Source organism: Stenotrophomonas sp. Steno-Z4, from assembly GCF_056393145.1.
In genome coordinates, this window is sequence record NZ_JBWJPC010000001.1 from 925,002 (window position 1) to 948,991 (window position 23,990).

The 23,990-nt window shown below is 66.0% G+C and carries 23 protein-coding genes; 7 read left to right on the plus strand and 16 right to left on the minus strand.

Annotation, left to right across the window (positions count from 1 at the left end; translation table 11 throughout):
• Nucleotides 1-13 precede the first annotated feature (13 nt).
• The 4 genes from AC06E7_RS04100 to AC06E7_RS04115 all read left to right on the plus strand — a co-directional run bounded on the left by AC06E7_RS04100 (nt 14) and on the right by AC06E7_RS04115 (nt 4,420).
• Nucleotides 14-1,234: an ABC transporter permease gene (locus tag AC06E7_RS04100; protein ID WP_184125710.1), complete on the plus strand. Its 1,221-nt coding sequence runs from the start codon at nt 14-16 to the stop codon at nt 1,232-1,234.
• Between the two features lies 1 nt (nt 1,235).
• The gene (locus tag AC06E7_RS04105) at nt 1,236-1,646 is read left to right on the plus strand and encodes a PDZ domain-containing protein (RefSeq protein ID WP_478063127.1); all 411 of its coding nucleotides are present in this window, start codon (nt 1,236-1,238) and stop codon (nt 1,644-1,646) included.
• A gap of 78 nt (nt 1,647-1,724) precedes the next feature.
• Nucleotides 1,725-3,068: a sigma-54-dependent transcriptional regulator gene (locus AC06E7_RS04110; protein ID WP_478063128.1), complete on the plus strand. Its 1,344-nt coding sequence runs from the start codon at nt 1,725-1,727 to the stop codon at nt 3,066-3,068.
• Nucleotides 3,065-4,420, plus strand: a complete 1,356-nt coding sequence (locus AC06E7_RS04115; protein WP_478063130.1) for a sensor histidine kinase — start codon at nt 3,065-3,067, stop codon at nt 4,418-4,420. The genes AC06E7_RS04110 and AC06E7_RS04115 overlap by 4 nt, the downstream gene beginning before the upstream one ends.
• A gap of 132 nt (nt 4,421-4,552) precedes the next feature.
• Here the strand turns inward: AC06E7_RS04115 and glmU are convergent, their stop codons facing one another.
• The 10 genes from glmU to AC06E7_RS04165 form a co-directional block, all read right to left on the minus strand.
• Nucleotides 4,553-5,917, minus strand: coding sequence for a bifunctional UDP-N-acetylglucosamine diphosphorylase/glucosamine-1-phosphate N-acetyltransferase GlmU (gene glmU / locus AC06E7_RS04120; protein ID WP_478063132.1), 1,365 nt, complete (start codon nt 5,915-5,917; stop codon nt 4,553-4,555).
• Between the two features lie 134 nt (nt 5,918-6,051).
• Nucleotides 6,052-6,474, minus strand: coding sequence for a F0F1 ATP synthase subunit epsilon (locus tag AC06E7_RS04125; protein ID WP_068854096.1), 423 nt, complete (start codon nt 6,472-6,474; stop codon nt 6,052-6,054).
• A gap of 2 nt (nt 6,475-6,476) precedes the next feature.
• Complete coding sequence (gene atpD / locus AC06E7_RS04130) at nt 6,477-7,883, minus strand: F0F1 ATP synthase subunit beta (RefSeq protein ID WP_068854097.1); 1,407 nt, start codon at nt 7,881-7,883, stop codon at nt 6,477-6,479.
• Between the two features lie 38 nt (nt 7,884-7,921).
• Nucleotides 7,922-8,785, minus strand: a complete 864-nt coding sequence (gene atpG, locus AC06E7_RS04135) for a F0F1 ATP synthase subunit gamma (RefSeq protein WP_068854098.1) — start codon at nt 8,783-8,785, stop codon at nt 7,922-7,924.
• 80 nt (nt 8,786-8,865) lie between these two features.
• Nucleotides 8,866-10,413 carry a F0F1 ATP synthase subunit alpha gene (gene atpA, locus AC06E7_RS04140; protein ID WP_068854099.1) on the minus strand — a complete coding sequence of 516 codons (1,548 nt, stop codon included), beginning with the start codon at nt 10,411-10,413 and terminating at the stop codon, nt 8,866-8,868.
• A gap of 44 nt (nt 10,414-10,457) precedes the next feature.
• Nucleotides 10,458-10,985 carry a F0F1 ATP synthase subunit delta gene (locus AC06E7_RS04145; protein ID WP_068854100.1) on the minus strand — a complete coding sequence of 176 codons (528 nt, stop codon included), beginning with the start codon at nt 10,983-10,985 and terminating at the stop codon, nt 10,458-10,460.
• 3 nt (nt 10,986-10,988) lie between these two features.
• The gene (locus tag AC06E7_RS04150) at nt 10,989-11,459 is read right to left on the minus strand and encodes a F0F1 ATP synthase subunit B (RefSeq protein WP_068854101.1); all 471 of its coding nucleotides are present in this window, start codon (nt 11,457-11,459) and stop codon (nt 10,989-10,991) included.
• 111 nt (nt 11,460-11,570) lie between these two features.
• Nucleotides 11,571-11,873, minus strand: a complete 303-nt coding sequence (atpE, locus tag AC06E7_RS04155) for a F0F1 ATP synthase subunit C (protein ID WP_068854102.1) — start codon at nt 11,871-11,873, stop codon at nt 11,571-11,573.
• Between the two features lie 63 nt (nt 11,874-11,936).
• The gene (gene atpB, locus AC06E7_RS04160; protein WP_068854103.1) at nt 11,937-12,731 is read right to left on the minus strand and encodes a F0F1 ATP synthase subunit A; all 795 of its coding nucleotides are present in this window, start codon (nt 12,729-12,731) and stop codon (nt 11,937-11,939) included.
• 31 nt (nt 12,732-12,762) lie between these two features.
• Complete coding sequence (locus AC06E7_RS04165; RefSeq protein WP_176472592.1) at nt 12,763-13,131, minus strand: hypothetical protein; 369 nt, start codon at nt 13,129-13,131, stop codon at nt 12,763-12,765.
• Nucleotides 13,132-13,641: 510 nt separating this feature from the next.
• Between AC06E7_RS04165 and AC06E7_RS04170 the strand changes: the two genes are divergently transcribed.
• A complete protein-coding gene (locus AC06E7_RS04170) occupies nt 13,642-14,457 on the plus strand; it encodes a hypothetical protein (protein WP_478063136.1) in 816 nt (271 codons plus the stop codon).
• A 130-nt stretch (nt 14,458-14,587) separates the two neighbouring features.
• On the opposite strand, the gene lpdA is transcribed toward AC06E7_RS04170, so the two are convergent.
• The 4 genes from lpdA to AC06E7_RS04190 all read right to left on the minus strand — a co-directional run bounded on the left by lpdA (nt 14,588) and on the right by AC06E7_RS04190 (nt 19,492).
• Nucleotides 14,588-16,396 carry a dihydrolipoyl dehydrogenase gene (gene lpdA, locus AC06E7_RS04175; RefSeq protein WP_478063138.1) on the minus strand — a complete coding sequence of 603 codons (1,809 nt, stop codon included), beginning with the start codon at nt 16,394-16,396 and terminating at the stop codon, nt 14,588-14,590.
• 17 nt (nt 16,397-16,413) lie between these two features.
• On the minus strand, nt 16,414-17,034 hold the full coding sequence (locus tag AC06E7_RS04180) for a hypothetical protein (protein ID WP_095363107.1): 621 nt from the start codon (nt 17,032-17,034) through the stop codon (nt 16,414-16,416).
• A 26-nt stretch (nt 17,035-17,060) separates the two neighbouring features.
• Nucleotides 17,061-18,788, minus strand: a complete 1,728-nt coding sequence (gene aceF / locus AC06E7_RS04185; RefSeq protein ID WP_478063140.1) for a dihydrolipoyllysine-residue acetyltransferase — start codon at nt 18,786-18,788, stop codon at nt 17,061-17,063.
• Between the two features lie 179 nt (nt 18,789-18,967).
• On the minus strand, nt 18,968-19,492 hold the full coding sequence (locus AC06E7_RS04190) for a DNA-deoxyinosine glycosylase (protein ID WP_478063141.1): 525 nt from the start codon (nt 19,490-19,492) through the stop codon (nt 18,968-18,970).
• 192 nt (nt 19,493-19,684) lie between these two features.
• Between AC06E7_RS04190 and AC06E7_RS04195 the strand changes: the two genes are divergently transcribed.
• Nucleotides 19,685-20,314: an OmpW/AlkL family protein gene (locus AC06E7_RS04195; protein WP_478063143.1), complete on the plus strand. Its 630-nt coding sequence runs from the start codon at nt 19,685-19,687 to the stop codon at nt 20,312-20,314.
• A gap of 235 nt (nt 20,315-20,549) precedes the next feature.
• Nucleotides 20,550-22,052, plus strand: coding sequence for a glycerol kinase GlpK (gene glpK, locus AC06E7_RS04200; RefSeq protein ID WP_478063144.1), 1,503 nt, complete (start codon nt 20,550-20,552; stop codon nt 22,050-22,052).
• 29 nt (nt 22,053-22,081) lie between these two features.
• Here glpK and AC06E7_RS04205 read toward each other — a convergent pair whose 3' ends face one another.
• On the minus strand, nt 22,082-22,876 hold the full coding sequence (locus AC06E7_RS04205) for a MetQ/NlpA family ABC transporter substrate-binding protein (protein WP_478063146.1): 795 nt from the start codon (nt 22,874-22,876) through the stop codon (nt 22,082-22,084).
• Nucleotides 22,877-22,969: 93 nt separating this feature from the next.
• The gene (locus AC06E7_RS04210) at nt 22,970-23,935 is read right to left on the minus strand and encodes a helix-turn-helix transcriptional regulator (RefSeq protein ID WP_068854112.1); all 966 of its coding nucleotides are present in this window, start codon (nt 23,933-23,935) and stop codon (nt 22,970-22,972) included.
• Nucleotides 23,936-23,990 lie beyond the last annotated feature (55 nt).

Consider the following 23,990-nt stretch of genomic DNA (forward strand, 5'->3'; position numbering starts at 1 on the left):
TCCGGAGCACATCATGGATATCCGACCCATCCTGAGCACGTTGCGCCGGCACAAGACCGCTGCCGCACTCATCGTGCTGGAGATCGCGCTGACCTGCGCGATCGTCTGCAATGCGTTGTTCCTGATCGGCCAGCGCCTGGAGAAGATCAACCAGCCCAGCGGCATTGCCGAGCAGGAACTGCTGGAAGTGCGGCTGGGCGGCATCGGCACCCAGGTCAACGCCACCGCGCGCACCCGCGAAGACCTGGCGGCGCTGCGTGCCATCCCCGGGGTGAAGAACGCGGTGCCGATCAACCAGCTGCCGTTCCGGCGCAATTCCTGGAATACCAGCCTGTCACTGATCCCCGACCAGGAACGCCCCAACTTCAACGCCGCGCAGTTCTTCGCCAGCGAAGGCACGCTGGATACGATGGGCCTGCAGCTGGTGGCCGGCCGCGACTTCGAGGGCGATGAGTTCGCCAACCTGGAAGACGTGGAGAAGGACGCCACCATCGAGCAGCGGGGCTCGGCGGTGATCCTGAGCAGCAAGGCCGCCAACAAGCTGTTCCCGGATGGCCAGGCCGTCGGCAAGACCATCTACAGCGGCCGCATGCCGCTGCGCATCGTGGGCGTGGTGAAGGAACTGGCGCGCCCGGTGACGGTGGAGTCCGACACCGGCTACTCGATGATCCTGCCGGTACGGGTGAACTACGATATGGGGCTGTACCTGATCCGGGTGACCGACCCGGCACGTCGCCAGGAAGTGCTGGCGGCCGCCGTGGCCGCGCTGGAGAAGGTGGACAGCAGCCGCATGGTGCGCGCCAAGCTCACCTACACCGAACAGCGCGAGAAGTACTTCCAGAACGACCGCGCCATGGTGGGCCTGCTGATCACCGTGTGCGTGGCGCTGCTGGTGGTCACCGCGCTGGGCATCGTCGGCCTGGCCAGCTTCTGGGTGCAGCAGCGTACCAAGCAGATCGGCATCCGCCGTGCGCTGGGCGCCACCCGTGGCCAGATCCTCCGGTACTTCCAGACCGAGAACTTCCTGCTGGCCACCGTGGGTATCGTGCTGGGCATGCTGCTGGCGTACTCGATCAACCTGTGGCTGATGGGTGCCTACGAGCTGCCGCGCATGCCGATCACCTACCTGCCCATTGGCGCAGTGCTACTTTGGCTGCTGGGCCAGATCGCCGTGTTCGGGCCCGCCCACCGCGCCGCGGCGGTACCGCCGGCCGTCGCCACCCGGAGTGCCTGACATGACCGTTTCCCCCATCCGTCTCACGCTGGCCGCCCTGCTGATGATCAGCACCACCGCCTGCGCCGAAAGCACCCAGACCGAGTCGTCGCGTATGGACTGGCGCCAGGATGGCGCGCGCCTCACCCTCGAATCCGAACAGGGCGCGGTGAGCGTTACCGCCGCGTCGCCGGCCAGCCGCTTCGGCGTGCAGGCCGGCGACCAGGTCCTGCGCGTGGACGGCGTGCCGGTGCGCAAGGTGGGCGAGTTGACCGACGCACTGTCGGCCAGCGACAAAGCCAGCGTGCCGGTCACGGTGCGCCGCGCCGGCCGCGACCAGGTCGTCAGCGTGCCGACCTCAGCATGGCGCGCGGTGCAGCCACCGCCCCCGCCTCGCCCGCCGGCGCCGCCGTCACCGCCGGAACGCCCGTAAGCCGCCTTCCGGGCCCACCCTGCCGGTGGGCCCGGCGCTCGGGTACTCTCTGCCTACTTTCCGGTCCTTCGTTGCCGCATGCCTTCGATCCTGATCATTGACGACAACGCCAGCGTGGCTACCGCGCTGGAGGTCCTGTTCTCGCTGCACGACATCGATGCCGTGCACGCGCTGTCGCCAGACGAGGGCCTGGCGCTGCTGGAACAGCAGCCGGTGGACCTGGTCATCCAGGACATGAACTTCACCGAAGACACGACGTCCGGTGAAGAAGGCGAGGCGCTGTTCCAGCAGATCCGCGCCCGCCACCCGGACCTGCCGGTGATCCTGCTCACCGCCTGGACCCATCTGAGCAGCGCGGTGGACCTGGTCAAGGCCGGCGCGGCCGACTACCTGGCCAAGCCCTGGGACGACCGCAAGCTGCTGACCACGGTCAACAACCTGCTGGAGCTGTCTGAAACCCGTCGCGAGCTTGACCGCCGCCGTGCGCGCGAGCAGCGCGACCGGAGTGCGCTGGAGGCACGCTACGACCTGCGCGGCGCGGTGGTGGCCGACCCGGCCAGCGAACGCGTGGTGAACCTGGCCTGCCAGGTCGCGCGCTCGGAGCTGCCCGTGCTGATCACCGGGCCCAACGGTGCAGGCAAGGAGAAGATCGCCGAGATCATCCAGGCCAACTCGCTGGTGGCCAAGGGCGCGTTCGTGGCGCTGAACTGCGGCGCCATTCCGTCCGAGCTGATCGAGGCTGAACTGTTCGGCAGCGAGGCCGGTGCCTACACCGGCGCCAACAAGGCGCGCGAGGGCAAGTTCGAAGCCGCCGATGGCGGCACGTTGTTCCTGGACGAGATCGGCAACCTGTCGCTGGGCGGGCAGATGAAGCTGCTGCGCGTGCTGGAAACCGGCCGTTTCGAGCGGCTGGGCTCCAACCGCGAGCGCCAGGTCAAGGTGCGCGTGATCAGCGCGACCAACGCCGACCTGCCGGCGATGATCCGCGACGGCCAGTTCCGCGAAGACCTGTATTACCGCCTCAACACCGTTGAATTGGCACTGCCGCCACTGGCCGAGCGGCCAGGCGACATCCTGCCGTTGGCCGAACGCTTCCTGGGCGATGGCAAGCCACTGTCCAATGCCGCCGCCAGTGCGTTGCAACGGCACGCGTGGCCCGGCAACGTGCGCGAGCTGCGCAACGTGATCCAGCGCGCCGGCCTGCTCGCACAGGGCCCGCGTATTGAAGTGGGGGACCTGAACCTGCCGCGTGCCGTGGCGGCGCCGCGTGCGGCCACGCCTGCCGCCGATCCGGACCGCAGCCGGATCGAATCGGCGCTGTCGCACAGCCACGGCATCATTGCCCAGGCCGCGGCCGAACTCGGCCTGAGCCGGCAGGCGCTGTACCGCCGCATGGACCGCTACGGTATTCCGCGCGAATGAAGCGCACCTCGTTCACCTTCCGCCTGTTCCTGCGCCTGCTGCCGGTGCTGGCGCTGGCCGCGGCCGGGCCGTGGCTGCTGGCGTACTGGATGGACCAGGGCTGGCTGGTGACGCTGGTGTCGGCCGTGGCGCTGCTGGTGTTGATGTGGTGGACGTTGCGCCGTGCCACCGCGCCGGTACGCTCGCTGCTGCGGGCGCTGTCGGGCACCACCAGCAGCTACCGCGATGGCGAATACAACTTCAGCGTGTACTGGCCGGGCAACGATGAACTGGGCGACCTGGTCCAGGCGCACCGCGAGCTGGGTGACGTGCTGCGCGAACAGCGCCAGGGGCTGGTGCAGCGCGAGCTGCTGCTGGACACCATGGTGCAGAACACGCCGGTGTCGATGCTGCTGCTGGCCAACGGCGGCGATGGCGTGCAGCGCGTCATGTTCTCCAACCTGGCTGCGCGCAAGCTGCTGCACAACGGCTGGAAGCTGGAAGGCCAGGCCATGCAGAACGTGCTGGAGACCATGCCGGTGGAGCTGCGCGATGCCATCGAACGCGGCGGCGACAGCCTGTTTGCCGTGCGCGGCCCGGGTGACGTGGATGACGAGGCGGATGACGATGACGAGCAGGTCTACCACCTGTCGCGGCGCAGCTTCCATCTCAACGGCCGCCCGCACGACCTGCTGCTGATCCGCCTGCTCACCGCCGAGCTCCGGCGACAGGAAGTGCAGACCTGGAAGAAGGTGATCCGGGTGATCAGCCACGAACTCAACAACTCGCTGGCACCGATTGCGTCGCTGGCGCATTCGGGGGGCGAGCTGGTGCGGCGTGGCAAAACCGAGCGCCTGGAAGAAGTGTTCGCCACCATCGAAGACCGGTCACGGCACCTGGAAGGCTTCATCCGCGGCTACGCGCGCTTTGCCAAGCTGCCGCAGCCGCAGCTGCAGAACGTGCAGTGGAAGCAGTTCCTGGCCGGGCTGCAGCTGCAGATCCCATTCCGCATGGGGGACATTCCCGAGGACCTCCAGGGGCGCGTGGACATCGCCCAGCTGGGCCAGGCGCTGCTGAACCTGCTCAAGAACGCGCATGAAGCGTGCAGCGAGGCCGAACCGCCGAACGACGATGTCGAGCTGCGCTTGACCCGGCTGCCGCAGTGGCTGCGGATCGAGGTGCAGGACCGTGGAAAGGGCATGAACGAGGCGGTACTGCAGAACGCGCTGATGCCGTTCTATTCCACCAAGCGCAATGGCACGGGGCTCGGGTTGGCGCTTACCCGCGAAATCGTCGAGGCGCATGGTGGGCGCGTGTCGCTGCAGAACCGCCGCGAGGGCGGTCTGTGCGTGGCGATCTTTTTGCCGGGGTGATGGGTTCGCCTGGGCCGGCCAACGGCCGGCGCTACGAATTTTTACGGGTCCATTGGGATCCGGATCAATCAACCATGGGCTCCGGATACGCCGCGGTAGCGCCGGCCGTTGGCCGGCCCAGGCGGTGCCCGGTTACTTCTTCACCGGGCGGTGCCAGCCATCAATGGTTTCCTGGCGCACGCGTGCCAGCGTCAACTTGCCTTCCGGCGCGTTCCGGGTAATCACCGAACCGGCGGCGATGGTCGCCCCGTCGCCGATCGTCACCGGCGCCACCAGCGAGCTGTTGGAGCCGATGAAGGCGTTGTCGCCGATGGTGGTCTGCGACTTGTTCACGCCGTCGTAGTTGCAGGTGATGGTGCCGGCGCCGATGTTGACCTTGCTGCCGATCACCGCATCACCCAGGTAAGTAAGGTGGTTGGCCTTGCTGCCGACGCCCAGATGGACCTTCTTGGTTTCCACGAAATTGCCCACGTGCGAACCCTCGGCCAGCACGGTACCCGGGCGCAGCCGCGCGAACGGGCCGATGTCGGCCGCGCCCTCGCTGACCACGCCGTCCAGGTCACAATGCGGCTTGACCACCGTGCCGGCGGCCAGCTTGACGTCCTTGAGCCGGGTGAACGGGCCGATGCTGACCCCGTCGCCCAGTTCAACGGTGCCTTCCAGGATCACGTTGACGTCGATCTGCACATCGCGGCCGACCGTGACCGTACCCCGGATATCGAGCCGGGCCGGGTCGATCACGCGGGCGCCCTGCGCGCACAGCGCACGCACTTCGCGCAGCTGCCACGCGCGTTCGAGCTGCGAGAGCTGCCAGGGGTCGTTGGCACCCTCGGCCTCCTGCGCGTCGGCCACGAAGGCCATGTCGGCGGGCGTGTAGTCCGCTGCGGCGGACGCGAACACATCGGTCAGGTAGTACTCGCCCTGCGCGTTGCTGTTGGAGAGCTGCGACAACCAGGTGCGCAGCGCGGTCGATTCGGCGGTGATGATGCCGGTGTTGATGGTGCGGATGGCCAGCTGTTCGTCGGTCGCGTCCTTCTGCTCGACGATCGCGCCCACCTTGCCTTCGGCATTGCGTACGATCCGGCCATAGCCGGTCGGGTTGACCATATCGGCCACCAGCACGGCCAGGCGGCCCGGCTGGGCGAGCAGGTGGCGCAGGGTATCCACCTGGATCAGCGGCACATCGCCGTACAGCACCAGCACCGTGGCCGCATCGGGGACCTGCGGCATGGCCTGCTGCACGGCATGGCCGGTGCCCAGCTGCTGGGTCTGTTCGGCCCACTGCAGGTCCGGCTGGTCGGCGAACGCCGCGCGCACCGCTTCACCACCGTGGCCGTACACCACATGGATGGCGTCGGGCCGCAGCTGGCGCGCGGTATCGATCACATGGGCCAGCATCGGGCGGCCGGCAATCGGCTGCAGCACCTTGGGCAGGTCCGACTTCATGCGCTTGCCAGCGCCGGCGGCGAGGATGATGACGTGCAGGGCTTGGGTCATGGGGATGGAGGGTGATCAAAGGTGACGACTGCGATTCTAGAACGCCCGCCGTCAATGTGCCGCGTTTCCGGTACGCGGAAACAACAACGCCGGCAGAAGCCGGCGTTGTCGCATGCAGCGGTAAGCGCTGGAACTCAGTGCTTGAGGGTCTTGCGCAGGCGCTCCAGCGCCTGCAGCTGGACCACGGCTTCGGCCAGCTTCTGCTGGGCTTCGGCCACTTCCATCGCTTCGCCACGGTTGGCCAGGATGCGCTCGGCTTCTTCCTTGGCCTTGCGGACCGAGGTTTCGTCGATGTCCTGCGCGCGGATCGCGGTGTCGGCCAGCACGGTCACGACCTGCGGCTGCACCTCGAGGATGCCGCCGGAGATGGCGAAGTCCAGCTGTTCGCCATTCGGGGTGGTGACCACCACCTTGCCCGGCTTGAGCCGGGTGATCAGCGGGGCGTGCTTGGGCGCGATGCCCAGTTCGCCAAGCTCACCCGTAGCCACGACCAGAGTCGCTTCACCACGGAAGATTTCCTGCTCGGCGCTGACGATGTCGCAACGGATGGTGCTCATGATCAGGCCTTCTCAGCCATCTTCTTGGCTTTCTCGACCGCTTCTTCGATGCTGCCGACCATGTAGAACGCCTGCTCCGGCAGGTGGTCGTATTCACCGTCGACGATGGCCTTGAAGCCGCGGATGGTGTCCTTCAGCGACACGTACTTGCCCGGCGAGCCGGTGAACACTTCGGCCACGTGGAACGGCTGGCTGAAGAAGCGCTCGATCTTGCGGGCGCGCGACACGGCCTGCTTGTCTTCTTCGGACAGTTCGTCCATGCCCAGGATGGCGATGATGTCCTTCAGTTCCTTGTACTTCTGCAGGGTCTGCTGGACGCGCTGGGCGGTGTCGTAATGTTCGTGGCCGATGACCAGCGGGTCCATCTGGCGGCTGGTCGAATCCAGCGGATCCACCGCCGGGTAGATACCCAGCGAGGCAATCGAACGCGACAGGGTCACGGTCGAATCCAGGTGGGCGAAGGTGGTCGCCGGGGACGGGTCGGTCAAGTCATCGGCCGGCACGTAGACGGCCTGGATCGAGGTGATCGAGCCGTTCTTGGTCGAGGTGATGCGCTCCTGCAGGACGCCCATTTCCTCGGCCAGGGTCGGCTGGTAACCCACGGCCGACGGCATGCGGCCCAGCAGTGCCGACACTTCGGTACCGGCCAGGGTGTAGCGGTAGATGTTGTCGACGAACAGCAGCACGTCCTTGCCCTTGCCGTTTTCGTCCTTCTCGTCGCGGAAGTATTCCGCCATGGTCAGGCCGGTCAACGCGACGCGCAGGCGGTTGCCCGGCGGCTCGTTCATCTGGCCGTACACCATCGCGACCTTGTCCAGGACGTTGGAGTCCTTCATCTCGTGGTAGAAGTCGTTGCCCTCACGGGTACGCTCGCCCACGCCGGCGAACACGGACAGGCCGCTGTGCGCCTTGGCGATGTTGTTGATCAGTTCCATCATGTTGACGGTCTTGCCCACGCCGGCGCCGCCGAACAGGCCGACCTTGCCGCCCTTGGCGAACGGGCACATCAGGTCGATGACCTTGATGCCGGTTTCCAGCAGCTCGGTGGCCGGGGACTGGTCTTCGTACGACGGCGCTTCACGGTGGATTTCCCAGCTGTCGCTGGCGGTCACCGGACCGGCTTCGTCGATCGGACGGCCCAGCACGTCCATGATGCGGCCCAGGGTGCCGGCACCGACCGGCACCGAGATGGCGCGTTCGGTGTTGGTGGCCACCAGGTTGCGCTTCAGGCCGTCGGTGGAGCCCAGCGCGATGCAACGGACCACGCCGTCGCCGAGCTGCTGCTGCACTTCCAGCGTGATTTCGGTGTTGTCCACCTTCAGCGCGTGGTACACCTTCGGCACCGACTCGCGGGGGAATTCCACGTCGACGACGGCGCCGATGATCTGAACGATCTTGCCCTGACTCATTGCTGCATCCTCTAATTTAAATGCTTTGACTGCGCGCGTCAGACTGCTGCCGCGCCGCCGACGATTTCCGAAATTTCCTGGGTGATCGCTGCCTGGCGGGCCTTGTTGTAGACCAGCTGCAGGGTTCCGATCAGCTTGTTGGCGTTGTCACTGGCCGACTTCATCGCGACCATGCGGGCTGCATGCTCGGACGCGACGTTTTCCAGCACTGCCTGGTACACCAGCGATTCGACGTAACGCGTCATCACGTGCTCCAGCACGGTCGCGGCGTCGGGTTCGTACAGGTAATCCCAGTCGTGGTGTGCAACCTGCTTCTCGGCGGCCGGCAACGGCAGCAGCTGGTCGAAGCTGGCCTTCTGCGTCATCGTGTTGATGAAGCGGTTGTAGACCAGGTACACACGGTCGACCTTGCCCTCGGTGAAGGCATCGAGCATGACCTTGATGACACCGATCAGCTGTTCCAGGTGCGGCACATCGCCCATGTGGGTGACGCTGCCGACCATGTTGACCTTGACGCGGCGGAAGAAGGTGGATGCCTTCTGGCCGATGGTCACCAGGTCGATCTCGGCGCCCTTGTCCTGCCACTCGCGCACGTCGCCGAGCATCTTGCGGAACAGGTTGTTGTTCAGGCCGCCGGCCAGGCCGCGGTCGGAAGAGACCACGATGTAGCCCACGCGCTTCACTTCGTCGCGCTGGACCAGGAACGGATGCTGGTAATCGGTGCTGGCCTGGGCCAGGTGGCCGATCACCTGCTTCATCGCCTGCGCATACGGACGCGACGTCTTCATCCGCTCCTGCGCCTTGCGGATTTTGGAGGCCGAGACCATTTCAAGCGCGCGGGTCACCTTGCGGGTGTTCTGCACGCTCTTGATCTTGGTTTTGATTTCGCGTCCGCTTGCCATCTCTTATTCCCGTAGAGCGGGGCCATGCCCCGCTTTGTCGTTTGCGCAGCGGGGAAACACTCCCCGCCCCACGAAGCGGCTTACCAGCTGCCGGTGGTCTTGAACTCGGAGATGCCCTTCTTGAAGGCCGCTTCGATGTCGTTGTCCCAACCGCCGGTGGCGTTGACCTTGCCGACCAGTTCGCCCTGGGTGTTGGCGAAGTGGGCGTGCAGGCCTTCTTCGAAGGCCAGCAGCTTGTTGACCGGCACGTCGTCGAGGTAACCCTCGTTGACGGCGTAGATCGACAGCGCCTGGTTGGCGATCGACATCGGGGCGTACTGCTTCTGCTTCATCAGCTCGGTCACGCGCTGACCGCGCTCGAGCTGCTTGCGGGTGGCTTCGTCCAGGTCCGAGGCGAACTGCGCGAACGCCGCCAGCTCACGGTACTGGGCCAGCGAGATGCGGATGCCGCCCGACAGCTTCTTGATGATCTTGGTCTGGGCCGCACCACCGACGCGCGACACCGAGATACCGGCGTTCACGGCCGGGCGGATGCCCGAGTTGAACAGGTCGGTTTCCAGGAAGATCTGGCCGTCGGTGATCGAGATCACGTTGGTCGGCACGAACGCGGAAACGTCACCGGCCTGGGTTTCGATGATCGGCAGCGCGGTGAGCGAACCGGTCTGGCCCTTGACGGCACCGTTGGTGAACTTCTCCACGTACTCTTCCGACACGCGGGCTGCGCGCTCGAGCAGACGCGAGTGCAGGTAGAACACGTCACCCGGGTAGGCTTCACGGCCCGGCGGACGCTTCAGCAGCAGCGAGATCTGGCGGTAGGCCACGGCCTGCTTGGACAGGTCGTCGTACACGATCAGGGCATCCTGGCCGCGGTCCATGAAGTACTCACCCATGGTGCAGCCCGAGTAGGCGCTGATGTACTGCATGGCAGCCGATTCGGACGCGGTGGCGGCCACGACCACGGTGTGGGCCAGGGCGCCGTTCTCTTCCAGCTTGCGCACGATGTTGGCCACGGTCGAGGCCTTCTGGCCGATCGCGACGTACACGCACTTGATGCCGGTGTCCTTCTGGTTGATCACCGCATCGATGGCCAGGGCGGTCTTGCCGGTCTGGCGGTCACCGATGACCAGCTCGCGCTGGCCGCGGCCGATCGGGATCATGGAGTCGACGGACTTGTAACCGGTCTGCACCGGCTGGTCGACCGACTTGCGCCAGATCACGCCCGGGGCAACGCGCTCCACCGGTGCGGTGGCCTGGGCAGCGATCGGGCCCTTGCCGTCGATCGGCTCGCCGAGCGCGTTGACCACGCGGCCCAGCAGCTCCGGACCGACCGGCACTTCCAGGATGCGGCCGGTGGTCTTGGCCACGTCGCCTTCGCGCAGGTGCTCATAGCCACCCAGGACCACGGCGCCGACCGAGTCGCGCTCCAGGTTCAGGGCCAGGGCGAAGGTGTTGTTCGGCAGTTCGATCATTTCGCCCTGCATCACGTCGGCCAGGCCGAAGATGCGCACGATGCCGTCGGACACGCTGGTCACGGTGCCTTCGTTGCGCGATTCCGCGGCCAGCTTGACCTTCTCGATGCGGTTCTTGATCAGTTCGCTGATTTCGGAGGGGTTGAGCGTGGTTGCCATCGTCAAGTCCTAGTGCCGGCGATCACGCCGGACGTTAAATGAATTCAGTTAGCGAGCGCGGTCTGCAGGCGCGACAGCTTGCCCTTGAGCGAGCCATCGATCACCACGTCGCCAGCGTCGATCACCGCACCGCCGATCAGCGACGCATCGATGGCGGTGGTGACGTCGACCTCTTGGCCGAAGCGCTTGCGCAGCGCGGCCTTGATGGCGTCCAGCTCAGCGGTGGACAGCTCGGCGGCCGAGGTCACGGTGGCTTTCACCACGTGTTCGGCTTCAGCGCGGAGCTGGTCGTACATGCCTGCGATTTCCGGCAGCAGCGGCAGCCGGTGCGCTTCGGCCAGGATGGCCAGGAAGCGACCGAACGACTCGCCTGCCGTTTCCGGGGCCAGCAACGCGACGGCATCGTCACGGCCCAGCTCCGGGTTCGACAGCAGGGCCGACACGCGCGGATCGGCGGCTACATGGGCGGAGAACGCAAGCGCGTCCGACCACGGCGCGAACGTGCCTTCGTCGCGCGCGGTCGCGAACGCGGCGCGGGCATACGGGCGTGCAAGCGTGAGGGCCTGGCTCATCGATCAGATCTCCGAGGCCAGCTCGTCGAGCAGCGCCTTGTGGGCGTTGGCGTCGATTTCGCGCTTGAGCAGCTTTTCGGCACCGGTCACGGCCAGCACGGACACCTGCTTGCGCAGATCCTCGCGGGCACGGTTGGCGGCCAGTTCGATCTCGGCGTGGGCCAGTTCTTTCTGGCGGTTCGCTTCGACGATGGCTTCATTCTTGGCAGCATCAACGATCTGGTTGGCGCGGGCATGGGCCTGGTCGATGATCTCGTTGGCCTTGGTGCGCGCATCCTTCAGTGCTTCGTTGACCTTTTCCTGCGCCTGGGCCAGATCCTTCTGGCTGCGGTCGGCAGCAGCGAGCCCTTCAGCGATCTTCTGCTGGCGCTCTTCGATGGCGTTCATCAGCGGCGGCCAGATCTTGGTCGCGATGATCCAGATCAGACCGGCGAACGCCAGTGCCTGGGCAACGAGGGTAAAACCGATTTCCATGGGGTTCGCTCAATCTGGGGTGATGGGGTGGAGGCGCCGCAGGAGCGGCGCATCCGTTCCTTCATCCGCGATCAGGCGCTCAAGGCGCCTGATCGTTTCGCTTTCGCTGGATCAGCCGGCAACCGGCGGCAGGCGGGTCACGAACTCAGCGATGGTCGGGTTGGCGAAGGCCAGCAGCAGGCCGACGGCGACCGAGATGATGAACGCGGCGTCGATCAGGCCGGCGGTGATGAACATGCGGACCTGCAGCACCGGGATCAGTTCCGGCTGGCGGGCAGCCGATTCCAGGAACTTACCGGCCATGATGGCCAGACCGAGACCGGCACCCAGCGCGGCCAGGCCGATCATGATGCCGACGGCGAGGACGGTGGAGCTCTGGACTTGGGCGAGGTTGGTCAGGACGGCAAAGTACATGGGTTATCTCCGGAAACTTAAGTAGCTAAGGGTAATGAAACGGATGAAGGGTGAAGCGGAAACTCAGTGAGCGTCTTCCGACAGGCTCAGGTACACGATGGACAACATCATGAAAATGAAGGCCTGCAGCGGAATCACCAGCAGGTGGAACAGCATCCAGCCAAGGCCGAAGGCACCGCCTGCGATGGCGCCCATGATGCCGGCACTGCCCAGCACCCAGATCAGCAGGAACACGATTTCGCCGCCGAACATGTTGCCGAACAGTCGCATCGCCAGCGAGATCGGCTTGCTCAGCCACTCGACGATGTTGAGGATCAGGTTGAACGGCATCATCCACTTGCCGAACGGTGCGGTCAGGAATTCCTTGGTGAAACCACCCAGGCCCTTGGCGCGCAGCGCGAAGAACAGCATCAGGAAGAACACGCTGATCGACATGCCCAGGGTGGCATTGACGTCGGCGGTCGGGACCGGCTTCCAGTACGGAATGCCCAGCGCTTCGAGCGGCAGGGCGATGAAGTCGGCCGGGATCATCTTGATGAGGTTCATCAGGAGGATCCAGAAGAAGATCGTGATCGCGATCGGGGTCACCAGCTTGCTGGTGCCGTGGTAGGTGTCCTTGGCCTGGCGGTCAACGAACTCCAGGCAGATTTCAACGAACGCCTGCCACTTGCCCGGTACGCCGGCGGTGGCCTTGCGGGTGGCCATCCAGAAGCCAAACACCATCAACAAACCCATCAGGACCGAAGTCACAATGGTGTCGACGTGAATTGCCCAGAAACCACCTTCCTGCATGTGGAACGTCAGGTTGTGCAGGTGATGTTGGATGTAGGAGGTGGGTGTAAGCGCCTCGCCTGCCATGTGTCCGGAACCTTGAGTTAAATAAATTGGATCAGCGCCTGGCCAGAGCCAGGACCTGGAACATCAGTCCGACGGCGATTCCGGCCAGCAGCGCCAATGCAGGCAGCTTGAAGACCACGAAACCCACCGCCAGGACACCGAATACGAGCGCCCACTTTGCCACCACCGCCAGGATCAGCCGCGACATCGCTGAACCTGCCGCCTGCACCCCGCCCCCCAGCGCCATCCGCGCCGCGACCCAGCCACCTGCCGATACCGCAATGCCCGATGCGAGCGCGCCAAGCGCGTACTTCGGGCCTGCCAGCAGCAGGAGCACCAGGGCCAGGACAGCCACTGCAGCCAGCGGGTACACCGCTGCGCGCAGCATCAGTCGCCGACCCGCGTCAACGGAGTTCAGCACACGTATGTCCTGCATGGTTGTGGGAGGAGTGACCGGGGCTGGAACTGCCTGTGCCCCGTCGAGCCGCCAAATTATAGCAACGGGACAATTTGCGAGACAACCTGCGCCTGTTCATCCCGGACGACGCAAGTTGCTGCATCGCCACAGATTTTGGCCCGGAAGGGGGGCCGATCCCGCCACAGCCCGCCCCAATTCATGTCGCGTCGCACCATATTGAACTTTGGTCGTGGGGCTGGGTCAGAGAAGTGGGCCTGCCAATTCGATCCTCGTCGACGCCCCTGAAGCAGGCCGGTACCGGGCGGCCCCGAGCTCTCTCCGGGGCCGCCTTTTTTCCGGGCAGGCCGCATCCGCTACAACGTCGTGGGGTGCACGCGGCGGCCACGCGCGGAGCCCGACGGTCACCCGGGGTGCATGAACGGTACACACAATCTCCACCATACGTTCACGAATGGTGGACGCGGCGCTGGGCAGAGTGATTCCACTTCACTGAATCCCTCCAAGGATAGAACGATGCGCCTGCTTCCCCTGCTCGCCCTGCCGCTGGCCATGGCCGCCCTCACCCACGCCACGTCCGCGAGCGCAGCCGAAGGCGACGACCGCTTCGCCCTGCGCCTGGGTGCGATGAACATCGACTCGGACAACACGATCCGGGGCAACACCACGGTGCTCGGCCAGGATGTGGGCTTCTCCGAGGACTTCGGCCTGGGCGGCAAGGAATGGGAGCCGCGCATTGACGGCCTGTTCCGCATCAGCGACCGCCAGCGCCTGATCTTCAACTACTTCAAGTACGACAAGGACCGCCGCGAGACCCTCAACGACGGCATCAGCTTCGGCGGCGAAACCGTGCCGGCCGGCAGCTTCGTCAAGGGCGAGCTGAAGTACCAGGTGGCCAGCCTGGTGTACGACTACTCGGTAGTGGACACCGAGAAGTTCGACCTCGGCCTGCAGCTGGGTGCGGAGTACGCCAAGGTGAGCACCAAGGCCTACGCCGACCTGGGCACCGTGTACCAGGGCGAGTTCCTGGACGAGAAGGCCGACGGCGTTGCGCCGGTGGTCGGTGCGCGCTTCACCATCACCCCGTCCGAGAAGTGGATGATCACCGCGCAGGGCCAGTACCTCAACACGGACTGGGGCAACTTCGATGACTACGATGGCGACCTGACCCGCGCCAACGTGATCGTGGATTACAGGTTCACCGATAATTTCGGCATGTTCGCCGGCTACGACTGGTTCCGCCTCGACGTCGACCAGACCGGCAGCGATGGCACCATCGGCCTGAAGCAGGAATTCAAGGGCCCGGTGGCCGGCATCAGCGTTTCGTTCTGATCCAACCGCTGGTTGGTGTGTTACCGCACGAAAAACCCGGCGAAAGCCGGGTTTTTTGTTTGAACCGGTCTCACGACCAACGGTCGTGAGCTACCGAAATAAAAGAAACCCGGCTTTCGCCGGGTTCCTTTTATTTCTTTTTCGGGATGTACAGATCGGTGATGGTGCCGTCGTAGATTTCCGCAGCCATCGCCACCGATTCGCTCAGCGTCGGGTGGGCGTGGATGGTGTGGCCGATGTCTTCGGCTTCGGCGCCCATCTCGATGGCCAGGCCGATCTCGGCCAGCAGGTCACCGGCGTGCACGCCGACGATCGCGCCGCCGATGATGCGGTGGGTGTCCTCGTCGAAGATCAGCTTGGTGAAGCCCTCGGTACGGCCGATGCCGATCGCGCGGCCGCTGGCGGCCCACGGGAACTTGGCCACGCCGACCTTCAGGCCCTGCACCTTGGCTTCGGTTTCGGTCACGCCGACCCAGGCGATTTCCGGGTTGGTGTAGGCCACCGACGGAATCACCCGCGCCACCCACTCCTTTTTCTCGCCCGAGGCCACTTCAGCGGCCAGCTTGCCCTCGTGCGTGGCCTTGTGGGCCAGCATCGGGTTGCCGACGATATCGCCGATGGCAAAGATGTGCGGCACGTTGGTGCGCATCTGGCGGTCCACCGGAATGAAGCCACGCTCGGTGACGCCCACCCCGGCCTTCTCCGCGCCGATCTTCTTCCCGTTCGGCGAACGGCCCACGGCCACCAGCACACGGTCGAAGGTGCCCTGCTCCAGGCCCGGCTTCTCGCCTTCGGCAGCGGCGTCGAAGGTCACGGTGATGCCCTTCTTGTCCGCGGTCACGCCGGAGGCCTTGGTCTTGAGATGGACCTCGACGCCCTGCTTCTTCAGGCGGTCGGCCAACGGCTTGACCAGGTCCTTGTCGGCACCGGGCATCAGCTGGTCCATGAATTCCACCACGGTCACCTTGCTGCCCAGCGCCGCGTACACGGTCGCCATTTCCAGGCCGATGATGCCGCCACCCACCACCAGCAGCGAGCCGGGAATGTCCGCCAGTTCCAGTGCGTCGGTGGAATCCATCACGCGCGGGTCGTCCCACGGGAAGTTCGGCAGCTTCACCGCCTGCGAACCGGCGGCGATGATGCACTGCTGGAAGCGCAGCAGCTGGGTCTTGCCGTCGTCGCCGACGATCTCCAGCTCATTGGCCGAGACGAACGTGGCCACGCCCTGCACGGTGCGCACCTTGCGCTGCTTGGCCATGCCCGACAGGCCCTTGGTCAGCTGGGTGACCACCTTTTCCTTGTAGCCGCGCAGCTTGTCCAGCGTGATCTTCGGTGCGCTGAATTCCACGCCGAAATCGCCCGCGTGGGCCACTTCGTCGATCACCGCGGCCGCATGCAGCAGCGCCTTGGACGGAATGCAGCCCACGTTGAGACACACGCCGCCCAAGCTGGCATAGCGTTCGATCAGCACGGTGTCCACGCCCAGGTCGGCCGAGCGGAACGCAGCGGTGTAACCGCCCGGGCCCGCCCCCAGCACCACCATCTGGCATTCGATGTCGGCCGGCTTGCCCGACGACAGCGCCGGCTGCGGCGCGGCCGGTTCGGCCGGGGCGCGGTGCGACGGGGTCACCGGCGGCTTGCTGGCCGGGGCGGCGGCCTTGGGCGCTTCCGCCGCAGGCGCGGCCGGGGCGGCAGCGGCGCCTTCGGCGTCCAGCACCACCACCACATCGCCCTCGGACAGCGTATCGCCGAGCTTGACCTTGATTTCCTTGACCACGCCGGCAGCCGAAGACGGCACTTCCAGGGTGGCCTTGTCCGATTCCAGCGTGACCAGGCCCTGGTCCTTCTTCACCGTGTCGCCCACGGCGACCAGCAGTTCGATCACCGGCACCGCGCTGTAATCGCCGATGTCGGGAACCTTGATTTCAATAGCGGCCATTCGTCTTCTCCTGGGTCTCAGCCGGCGTTGCCGGCGAGCAGTTGCTGCAGTTCGTCGAGCGACTCGTCCAGATCCTGCCAGCGACGGTCGAGCTTCTTTTCCTTGGTGTCGCTGGCTTCGATCAGCAGCGCCACCTGTTTCATCATCAGTTTGCCGGCGCCGCACTCCCAGCGCGGGCCGCTGTAGCGCTCGCCAGCCACCTGGAAGGACAGCACCTCACCGTCGGTCACCGGCGCCTTGCGCCCTGCCGGCACACCCGAATCCAGCGCGGCCTGCCAGCTGCGCACCAGGCGCTGCGCCAACGCGGCGGGGATGGCGACCTGGTACTGGTCCGGTTCCTGGTCCACGCGCAGCTCCACGCCACCACCGCGTGCACTGTTGTTCCAGTTGTACACGCGCTTGTCGGCCTCGCTGTAGCGCAGGGTCCACGCCTGGTCCTGGCTGCCGGGCAGCAGCGCCACGCCGGTTTCCACCCCGCCCTTGGGCAGGATGGTCAGCGCCAGCGCGGGCTGTGCCTTGCCGTTGAACAGGGTTTCCACCGCCTGGCCGTAGTTGCCCACCGCCGGCGGCCAGCCGCGGCCGATATCGGTCGTGCACGCGGCGGACGCGCCGGGCGCAACGACCAGCGCGGCCAACATCACAGCAACGCCCGCCAGGCGCTGCCTCACAGCAGCACGCGCCGCATGTCGGCCAGCACCTGCGACAGGTACGTGGTGAAGCGCGCGGCCAGCGCACCATCGATGACACGGTGGTCGTAGCTCAGCGACAGCGGCAGCATCAGCTTCGGAGCGAATTCCTTGCCGTTCCAGACCGGCTGGATGGAGGACTTGGACACGCCCAGGATGGCCACTTCCGGTGCATTGACGATCGGGGTGAACGCGGTGCCGCCGATGCCGCCCAGCGAGCTGATCGAGAAGCAGCCGCCGCTCATGTCGGCCGGGCCCAGCTTGCCGTCGCGCGCCTTTTTGGCCAGCTCGCCGGTTTCCTGGGCGATCTGCACCACGCCCTTCTTGTCCACGTCGCGGATCACCGGAACGACCAGGCCGTTCGGGGTGTCGGCGGCGAAGCCGATGTTGAAGTACTTCTTCAGCGTCAGGTTCTCACCGGCCGCATCCAGCGATGCGTTGAATTCCGGGAACTGCTTCAGCGCCGCGGCGCTGGCCTTGATCAGGAAGGCGAGCATGGTCAGCTTGATGCCGGCCTTCTCGTTTTCCTTGTTCAGCGCCACGCGCAGGCCTTCCAGATCGGTGATGTCGGCCTGCTCGAACTGGGTGACGTGCGGGATCATGGCCCAGTTGCGCGCCAGGTTGGCACCGGAGATCTTCTTGATGCGCGACAGCGGCTGGGTCTCGACTTCACCGAACTTGCTGAAATCGACCTTCGGCCACGGCAGCAGGTTGAGCCCGCCACCCGCAGCGACCGTGCCACCGGCAACGGCGGCGCCACCGCCGGTCAGCGCCGACTTGACGAACTTCTGCACGTCGGCCTTGGTGATGCGGCCACCCTTCTCGGTGCCGGTCAGCTGGTTGAGGTCCACGCCCAGCTCGCGGGCGAACACGCGCACCGCCGGGGTGGCATAGGGCACCTTGGACGGCAGCACGCTGTCGGCGTTGAACTGTACCGGCGGGCTGCTCGGGGCACCGGCCGAGGGGGCGCTGGCGATTTCGCGCGCCGCCAGCTTGTCCGGCTGGGCCGGCACGGCGACCGGTTCCACCTTGGTGCCGGTTTCGGCAGCGGCCGGGGCGGCGGCAGCGGCGACCTGGCTCGGCGCAGGGGCGGCAGCGCCCTCGGCTTCGATGATGGCGACAACCTTGCCCTGCGACAGGGTGTCGCCGACCTTGACGTTGATTTCCTTGACCACGCCGGCAACCGACGACGGCACTTCCATCGTGGCCTTGTCCGACTCGAGCGTGACCAGGCCCTGGTCTTTCTTGACGGTATCGCCGACGGCGACCAGCACTTCGATCACCGGGATGTCGGTGTAATCGCCAATGTCCGGCACCAGCGCTTCCACCGGGCCACCGCCGGCAGCAGCCGGTGCAGCGGCGGGCGCGCTCTGGGTGGCCGGGGCCGGGGCGGCGGCAGCAGCGGCTTTGGCCGGGGCGGCAGCGGGTGCCGGCGCGGCCGTCGGGGCAGGCGCTGCGGCCGCGTCAGCCACTTCGATCAGCGCCACGACCTTGCCCTCGGACAGGTTGTCGCCGACCTTGACCTTGATTTCCTTGACCACGCCGGCGACCGAGGACGGCACTTCCATCGTGGCCTTGTCCGACTCGAGCGTGACCAGCCCCTGGTCCTTCTTGACGGTGTCACCAACGGCGACAAGCACCTCGATTACCGGGATATCGCTGTAGTCACCGATATCGGGGACAAGTGCTTCCTTGATTTCGGCCATGGGGATAACTCCGGCAATCTGGTGTAGGGAATCGCCTATTGTGGGGGCATGAGGCGTCAGCGCCAACCAGCTTGGGCAATTTTCACCCGCTCTGTCCCGGGACAGCGTGTTGCAGCAGGGATGGGCGCTGCTGCGGCGGGTGTTCCAGTCGGTACCGTATTGTCCCGCTACGGTCCGGCTCAGCCGGCCAGGACATCGGCGACGGGCTGCCACGCCACCTGCAGGCGCGGCAGCGGCCATGCCGCATTCGCTGGGCTGGTCGAGGGCAGCGACCACACCGCCAGGGACGTCGCACGTTCGCCCAGCACCGGCAGGATGTAACGCACGAACGCGGCGTGTGCAGTGGCGCCATTGCAGGCGACCGCCGCGAGGGCCGGCAATCGGCCAACCAGATCGGCCACGGCGTTGGGCACTTCGCTGCCGCGCACGATCGCCGCGTCCAGGCTGCCACGCCGCTCGCACTGCCCGATCACATCCCACAGCCCTACGCCCGCCGATTGCAACGCCTGCAGGCGATCAACGTAGGCAAGGCCGGCGTTGATCCCGGTCAGCGCCGACATCAACGGCCAGAATCGATTGCGCGGGTGCGCGTAATACTGCGATGCATCCAGCGATGCCACGCCCGGCATCGATCCCAGCACCAGCACGCGGCAACCTGCCGAAACCTGCGCAGGCAGGCCGATGCACAGCATTGGTTTCGTCACAGTGTCTCCAGATGCATGAATGTCGCGCCTTGCATGATCGCGCGCCAGCGCAACGATTTCGCGCTGCCGGCTGAACAGAACAAACTAAATTTTAACGTGCGTCGGATTCGATTCATGTTGCGGGGACTACGTTTGCCTCGCCCCGATGCAACGGGGGCCCAAGAACAAAAAAATACCTGAGGAGATTCCCCCATGCGCTCCATCCGCACCCTGACCCTGGCTACCCTGACTGCCCTTGCCTTCGCACCTGCCGCCTTCGCGCAGGACAGCACCACCGACACCGCGTCGGGCAAGCATTTCGCCGTTGTCGGCGGCGTTGCACTGCTGCAGCCGAAGAATGATCCGCTGGAAGGCATCGACAAGGTCGATGGCGGCCCGGCGCCGACGCTGAGCTTCAGCTACTACATCAACGACAACTGGGCCGTGGAACTGTGGGGCGCAGCTGACAAGTTCGACCACCGCGTGCGCGGCGCCAACGGCCAGCTGGGCACGGTTGAGCAGCAGCCGATCGCGCTGAGCGGCCAGTACCACTTCGGCCAGGCCGACAACGTGTTCCGTCCGTTCGTGGGCGTGGGTTACTACGAGTCGAACTTCAGCAACGAGAAGCTGGTCAGCGACGCCGGCCATATCGGGCTGGAAACCGCCAAGGGCGCCATCGGTACCGTCGGCGTGGACATGAACATCAACAGCACCTGGTTCGCCCGTGCCGATGCCCGCTACATGCATTCGCGCCCGGACCTGACCGTCAACGGCCGCAGCACCGGCGACGAAGCCAAGCTGGATCCGTGGACCGTGGGCTTCGGTATCGGCGCGCGCTTCTAAGCGCTTCCGCTACACGTAGCAAGGCAACGGGCCCCTCGCGGGCCCGTTGTCGTTTCTGGCGTTGCCCTTTTTACCGGTCGCGCGACCAACGTTGGGGCGCTGCCGCTTTCATTCTTCCTTGCGGCGGCGACGTCGATACTGCTCACCATAGCGAGGGGGAAGCCCATGGATGACATGCTGGATGTCCCGCTTACCATCGCCAGTGCATCGTGACGGCCGCACCCCAGGATCCACCATGGACAAACGCTACGTACTCGCCATCGACCAGGGCACCACCAGCTCGCGCGCAATGCTGTTCGACCGCGCCGGGCACGTCGCCGGGCTGGCGCAGCGCGAGTTCGGGCAGATCTTCCCGCAACCCGGATGGGTTGAACACGATCCGCGCGAGATCCTGACCAGCGTCTACACCACCCTGACCGAACTGCTCAATCGCGAGCAGGTCGACCCGCGCCAGATCGCGGCGATCGGCATCACCAACCAGCGCGAAACAACGGTGGTCTGGGACAAGGCCACCGGCCAGCCCATCCACAATGCGATCGTCTGGCAGTCCCGACAGAGCAACGACATCTGCGAGCGACTCAAGGCCGAGGGGCACGAGCCGCTGATCCGCGAGCGCACCGGGCTGCTGGTGGATGCCTACTTTTCTGCCACCAAGATCCGCTGGATCCTTGACCACGTGGAAGGCGCGCAGGCCCGCGCCGAGCGCGGCGAGCTGCTGTTCGGCACCATCGACAGCTGGCTGGTGTGGAACCTCACCGGCGGCGCGGTGCACGTCACCGACTACAGCAACGCGGCCCGCACGCTGCTGTTCAACATCCACACCCTGGCCTGGGATGATGGGTTGCTGGCGCTGCTGGACATCCCGCGCGCGATGCTGCCCGAGGTGCGCAGTTCCAGCGAGGTGTATGGCACCACCCGTTCGCAGTTCTTCTTCGACCAGCACATTCCAATCGCCGGCATCGCGGGCGACCAGCAGGCCGCGCTGTTCGGCCAGGCCTGTTTCGAACCTGGGATGGTCAAAAACACCTATGGCACCGGCTGTTTCATGCTGATGCATACCGGCAACCGCGCGGTGGCCTCCAGCAACGGCCTGCTCACCACGCTGGCATGGGGCATCGATGGGCAGGTGGAGTACGCCCTGGAAGGATCGATCTTCGTGGCCGGCTCGGTGGTGCAGTGGCTGCGCGACGGGCTGCGCATGTTCGGCAAGTCCAGCGACTGCCAGGCCTATGCCGAACGCGCGGCCGACAACGGCGGGGTGTACATGGTGCCGGCCTTCGTCGGCCTGGGCGCGCCGTACTGGCGCAGCGATGTGCGCGGGGCGGTGTTCGGCCTGAGCCGGGGCACCACCAAGGAACACTTCATCCGCGCGGCGGTGGAATCAATGGCGTACCAGACCCGCGACGTGCTGGCCGCGATGCAGGCCGGTGCGGGCATTGAACTGAAGGAACTGCGCGCCGATGGGGGCGCGATCGCCAATGACTTCATGGCGCAGTTCCAGAGCGACCTGCTGGGCGTGCCCGTGCTGCGCCCGCAGGTGGCCGAGACAACCGCGCTGGGCGCGGCCTACCTGGCCGGCCTGGCCACCGGGTTCTGGAGCAGCCGCGCCGAGATTGCCGAGCAGTGGGCAGTGGATCGCCGGTTCGTGCCGCAGATGGCGGTTGACCGGCGCGAAGCGCTGTATGCCGGGTGGCTCCAGGCGGTGGAAGCGACGATGGGCTTCCGCCCCCCGCGGTAGGAGCCGACCGTTGGTCGGCTCTTCCCCGATCAGAACGCCGGCAGCACCGCGCCTTTGTATTTCTCGGCAATGAAGGCCTTTACCTCGGGGCTGGTCAGCGCCTTGGCCAGCTGCTGCACGCGCGGGTCGTCCTTGTTGTCCGGGCGGGCGACCAGGAAGTTCACGTACGGCGAATCCTTGCTTTCAATCGCGAGCGCGTCCTGGGTCGGGTTGAGGCCCGCGTCCAGCGCGTAGTTGGTGTTGATCAGGGCCAGGTCCACCTGGTCGAGCACGCGCGGCAGCATCGCTGAATCCAGTTCGCGGAACTTGAGCTGCTTCGGGTTGGCAATGATGTCGCGCTGGGTGGCCAGTGCGTTGGTCGGGTCCTTGAGCGTGATCACGCCGGCCTTGTGCAGCAGGATCAGCGCACGGCTGTTGTTGCTCGGGTCGTTGGGAATCACCACGTCGGCACCCACCGGCAGATCGGCGAGCGACTTGAAGCGGCGCGAGTAGGCGCCGAACGGCTCGATGTGCACGCCGATCACCTTGGTCAGGTCGGTCTTGCGGTCGCGGTTGTAGGCGTCCAGGTAGGGTTCGGTCTGGAAGTAGTTCACGTCCACCTGCTTCTGCACCAGCTGGTCGTTGGGCTGCACGTAGTCGTTGAAGACCTTTACGTCCAGTTCCAGGCCTTCCTTCTGCAGGATCGGCTTGACCACCGCCAGGATCTCGGCGTGCGGCACCGCAGTGGCCGCGACCACCAGCGTGCTGGAATCGGCGGCGGGCTTGCCGCAGGCGGCCAGGGCCAGCGTGACGGCCAGCAACGGGAGCAACAGGGTCTTTTTCATGGGGACGGAATCCGGGGGGCTGCGTAGCAGCCAACCATACCGCAAGCCCCGGCCAGCCGGGTATCCCGGCCATATGACCGGGGGGCATGACCGCTATTCGTAATTGCTCAGCGCCATCATCAGCAGCGCCTTGGCCTGCTCGCGCAGCACGGTCGGCTCGATGATTTCCGCGTCCGAACCGTAGTGCAGCACGTCCATCAGCAGCTCACGCGAAACGCTGTAGGGCACCTTGAGCTCATAGCGGCCGTCGGCCAGGAACCGGCCCTGCTGCTTGGAATGCCAATGCTCGTCGGCCACCCAGCGCGCGGCCTTGGCACTGAAGACGATGGTGGCCCAGCCCTTGGGCGGGCCGGAGAAGATGCCGTAGCTGGCACCCAACTGCTCGTCCAGCTCGGTGTCGTCCACGTCGCGCGCAACCGTGTCGACCACGCGGGCCTTGTAGATGCGGTCCACGGCGAAGCTGCGCAGGCCCTCGCGGCCGTGGTCCCAGGCGTCCAGGTACCAGTTGTCGCGATAGTGGGTCATGCGCTGCGGCGACACGGTGCGCTTGGTCGCCTCGTCGGTGGAACGGGCCCGGTATTCGAACGCCAGCTGCCTGCGCTCGAGCACGGCCGAGGCCACGGCGCGGAAGCTGGCTTCATCGAACTTGCGGCCGCGATGCGGAATGACCCGCACCCGGTCCACCGGCCAGGTCGACACGCCGGCCTGCGCGGCCAGCAACCCTTCGATGCGCTGCTGCAGCGGCGCCAGCACCGACGACAACACGCCACCGCCGGTACGCGCCAGCAGGTGCTGGGAAGCCAGCAGGGCGTGCAGTTCTTCGGAGCTGAGCCACAGGCCGGGCAGCTCGAACCGCTCGCTCTCGTTGTCCTGGTAGCGGAAGCCGGCCTCGCCATCGCCTTCGACCGGCGCCATCAGCGCATCGCGCAGGAAGGCCAGGTCGCGATAGACGGTGGCGCGCGAACACGCCAGTTTTTCCTGCAGGGTCGCCACCGTGACCGGATAGCGGGCGGACTTCAGCAGACGATGCAGGGCGTTGATGCGTTCATATCGGTCCATGACCCGATTATGTCCGAGTCGCCGCCGTTGTGGCGGCCCGGATCCGAACTTCGGC

Excerpts from the sequence above, each read along its gene's own strand:
- AC06E7_RS04100 (WP_184125710.1), top strand. The coding sequence starts at position 14 with ATGGATATCCGACCCATCCTGAGCACGTTGCGCCGGCACAAGACCGCT.
- glpK (WP_478063144.1), top strand. The coding sequence starts at position 20,550 with ATGGACAAACGCTACGTACTCGCCATCGACCAGGGCACCACCAGCTCG.
- AC06E7_RS04210 (WP_068854112.1), bottom strand. The coding sequence starts at position 23,935 with ATGGACCGATATGAACGCATCAACGCCCTGCATCGTCTGCTGAAGTCC.
- atpA (WP_068854099.1), bottom strand. The coding sequence starts at position 10,413 with ATGGCAACCACGCTCAACCCCTCCGAAATCAGCGAACTGATCAAGAAC.
- AC06E7_RS04145 (WP_068854100.1), bottom strand. The coding sequence starts at position 10,985 with ATGAGCCAGGCCCTCACGCTTGCACGCCCGTATGCCCGCGCCGCGTTC.
- AC06E7_RS04195 (WP_478063143.1), top strand. The coding sequence starts at position 19,685 with ATGCGCTCCATCCGCACCCTGACCCTGGCTACCCTGACTGCCCTTGCC.
- lpdA (WP_478063138.1), bottom strand. The coding sequence starts at position 16,396 with ATGGCCGCTATTGAAATCAAGGTTCCCGACATCGGCGATTACAGCGCG.
- AC06E7_RS04205 (WP_478063146.1), bottom strand. The coding sequence starts at position 22,876 with ATGAAAAAGACCCTGTTGCTCCCGTTGCTGGCCGTCACGCTGGCCCTG.
- AC06E7_RS04110 (WP_478063128.1), top strand. The coding sequence starts at position 1,725 with ATGCCTTCGATCCTGATCATTGACGACAACGCCAGCGTGGCTACCGCG.
- glmU (WP_478063132.1), bottom strand. The coding sequence starts at position 5,917 with ATGACCCAAGCCCTGCACGTCATCATCCTCGCCGCCGGCGCTGGCAAG.
- AC06E7_RS04125 (WP_068854096.1), bottom strand. The coding sequence starts at position 6,474 with ATGAGCACCATCCGTTGCGACATCGTCAGCGCCGAGCAGGAAATCTTC.
- atpD (WP_068854097.1), bottom strand. The coding sequence starts at position 7,883 with ATGAGTCAGGGCAAGATCGTTCAGATCATCGGCGCCGTCGTCGACGTG.
- AC06E7_RS04170 (WP_478063136.1), top strand. The coding sequence starts at position 13,642 with ATGCGCCTGCTTCCCCTGCTCGCCCTGCCGCTGGCCATGGCCGCCCTC.
- atpB (WP_068854103.1), bottom strand. The coding sequence starts at position 12,731 with ATGGCAGGCGAGGCGCTTACACCCACCTCCTACATCCAACATCACCTG.
- AC06E7_RS04180 (WP_095363107.1), bottom strand. The coding sequence starts at position 17,034 with ATGTTGGCCGCGCTGGTCGTTGCGCCCGGCGCGTCCGCCGCGTGCACG.
- aceF (WP_478063140.1), bottom strand. The coding sequence starts at position 18,788 with ATGGCCGAAATCAAGGAAGCACTTGTCCCCGATATCGGTGACTACAGC.
- AC06E7_RS04150 (WP_068854101.1), bottom strand. The coding sequence starts at position 11,459 with ATGGAAATCGGTTTTACCCTCGTTGCCCAGGCACTGGCGTTCGCCGGT.
- atpE (WP_068854102.1), bottom strand. The coding sequence starts at position 11,873 with ATGTACTTTGCCGTCCTGACCAACCTCGCCCAAGTCCAGAGCTCCACC.
- AC06E7_RS04115 (WP_478063130.1), top strand. The coding sequence starts at position 3,065 with ATGAAGCGCACCTCGTTCACCTTCCGCCTGTTCCTGCGCCTGCTGCCG.
- AC06E7_RS04105 (WP_478063127.1), top strand. The coding sequence starts at position 1,236 with ATGACCGTTTCCCCCATCCGTCTCACGCTGGCCGCCCTGCTGATGATC.
- atpG (WP_068854098.1), bottom strand. The coding sequence starts at position 8,785 with ATGGCAAGCGGACGCGAAATCAAAACCAAGATCAAGAGCGTGCAGAAC.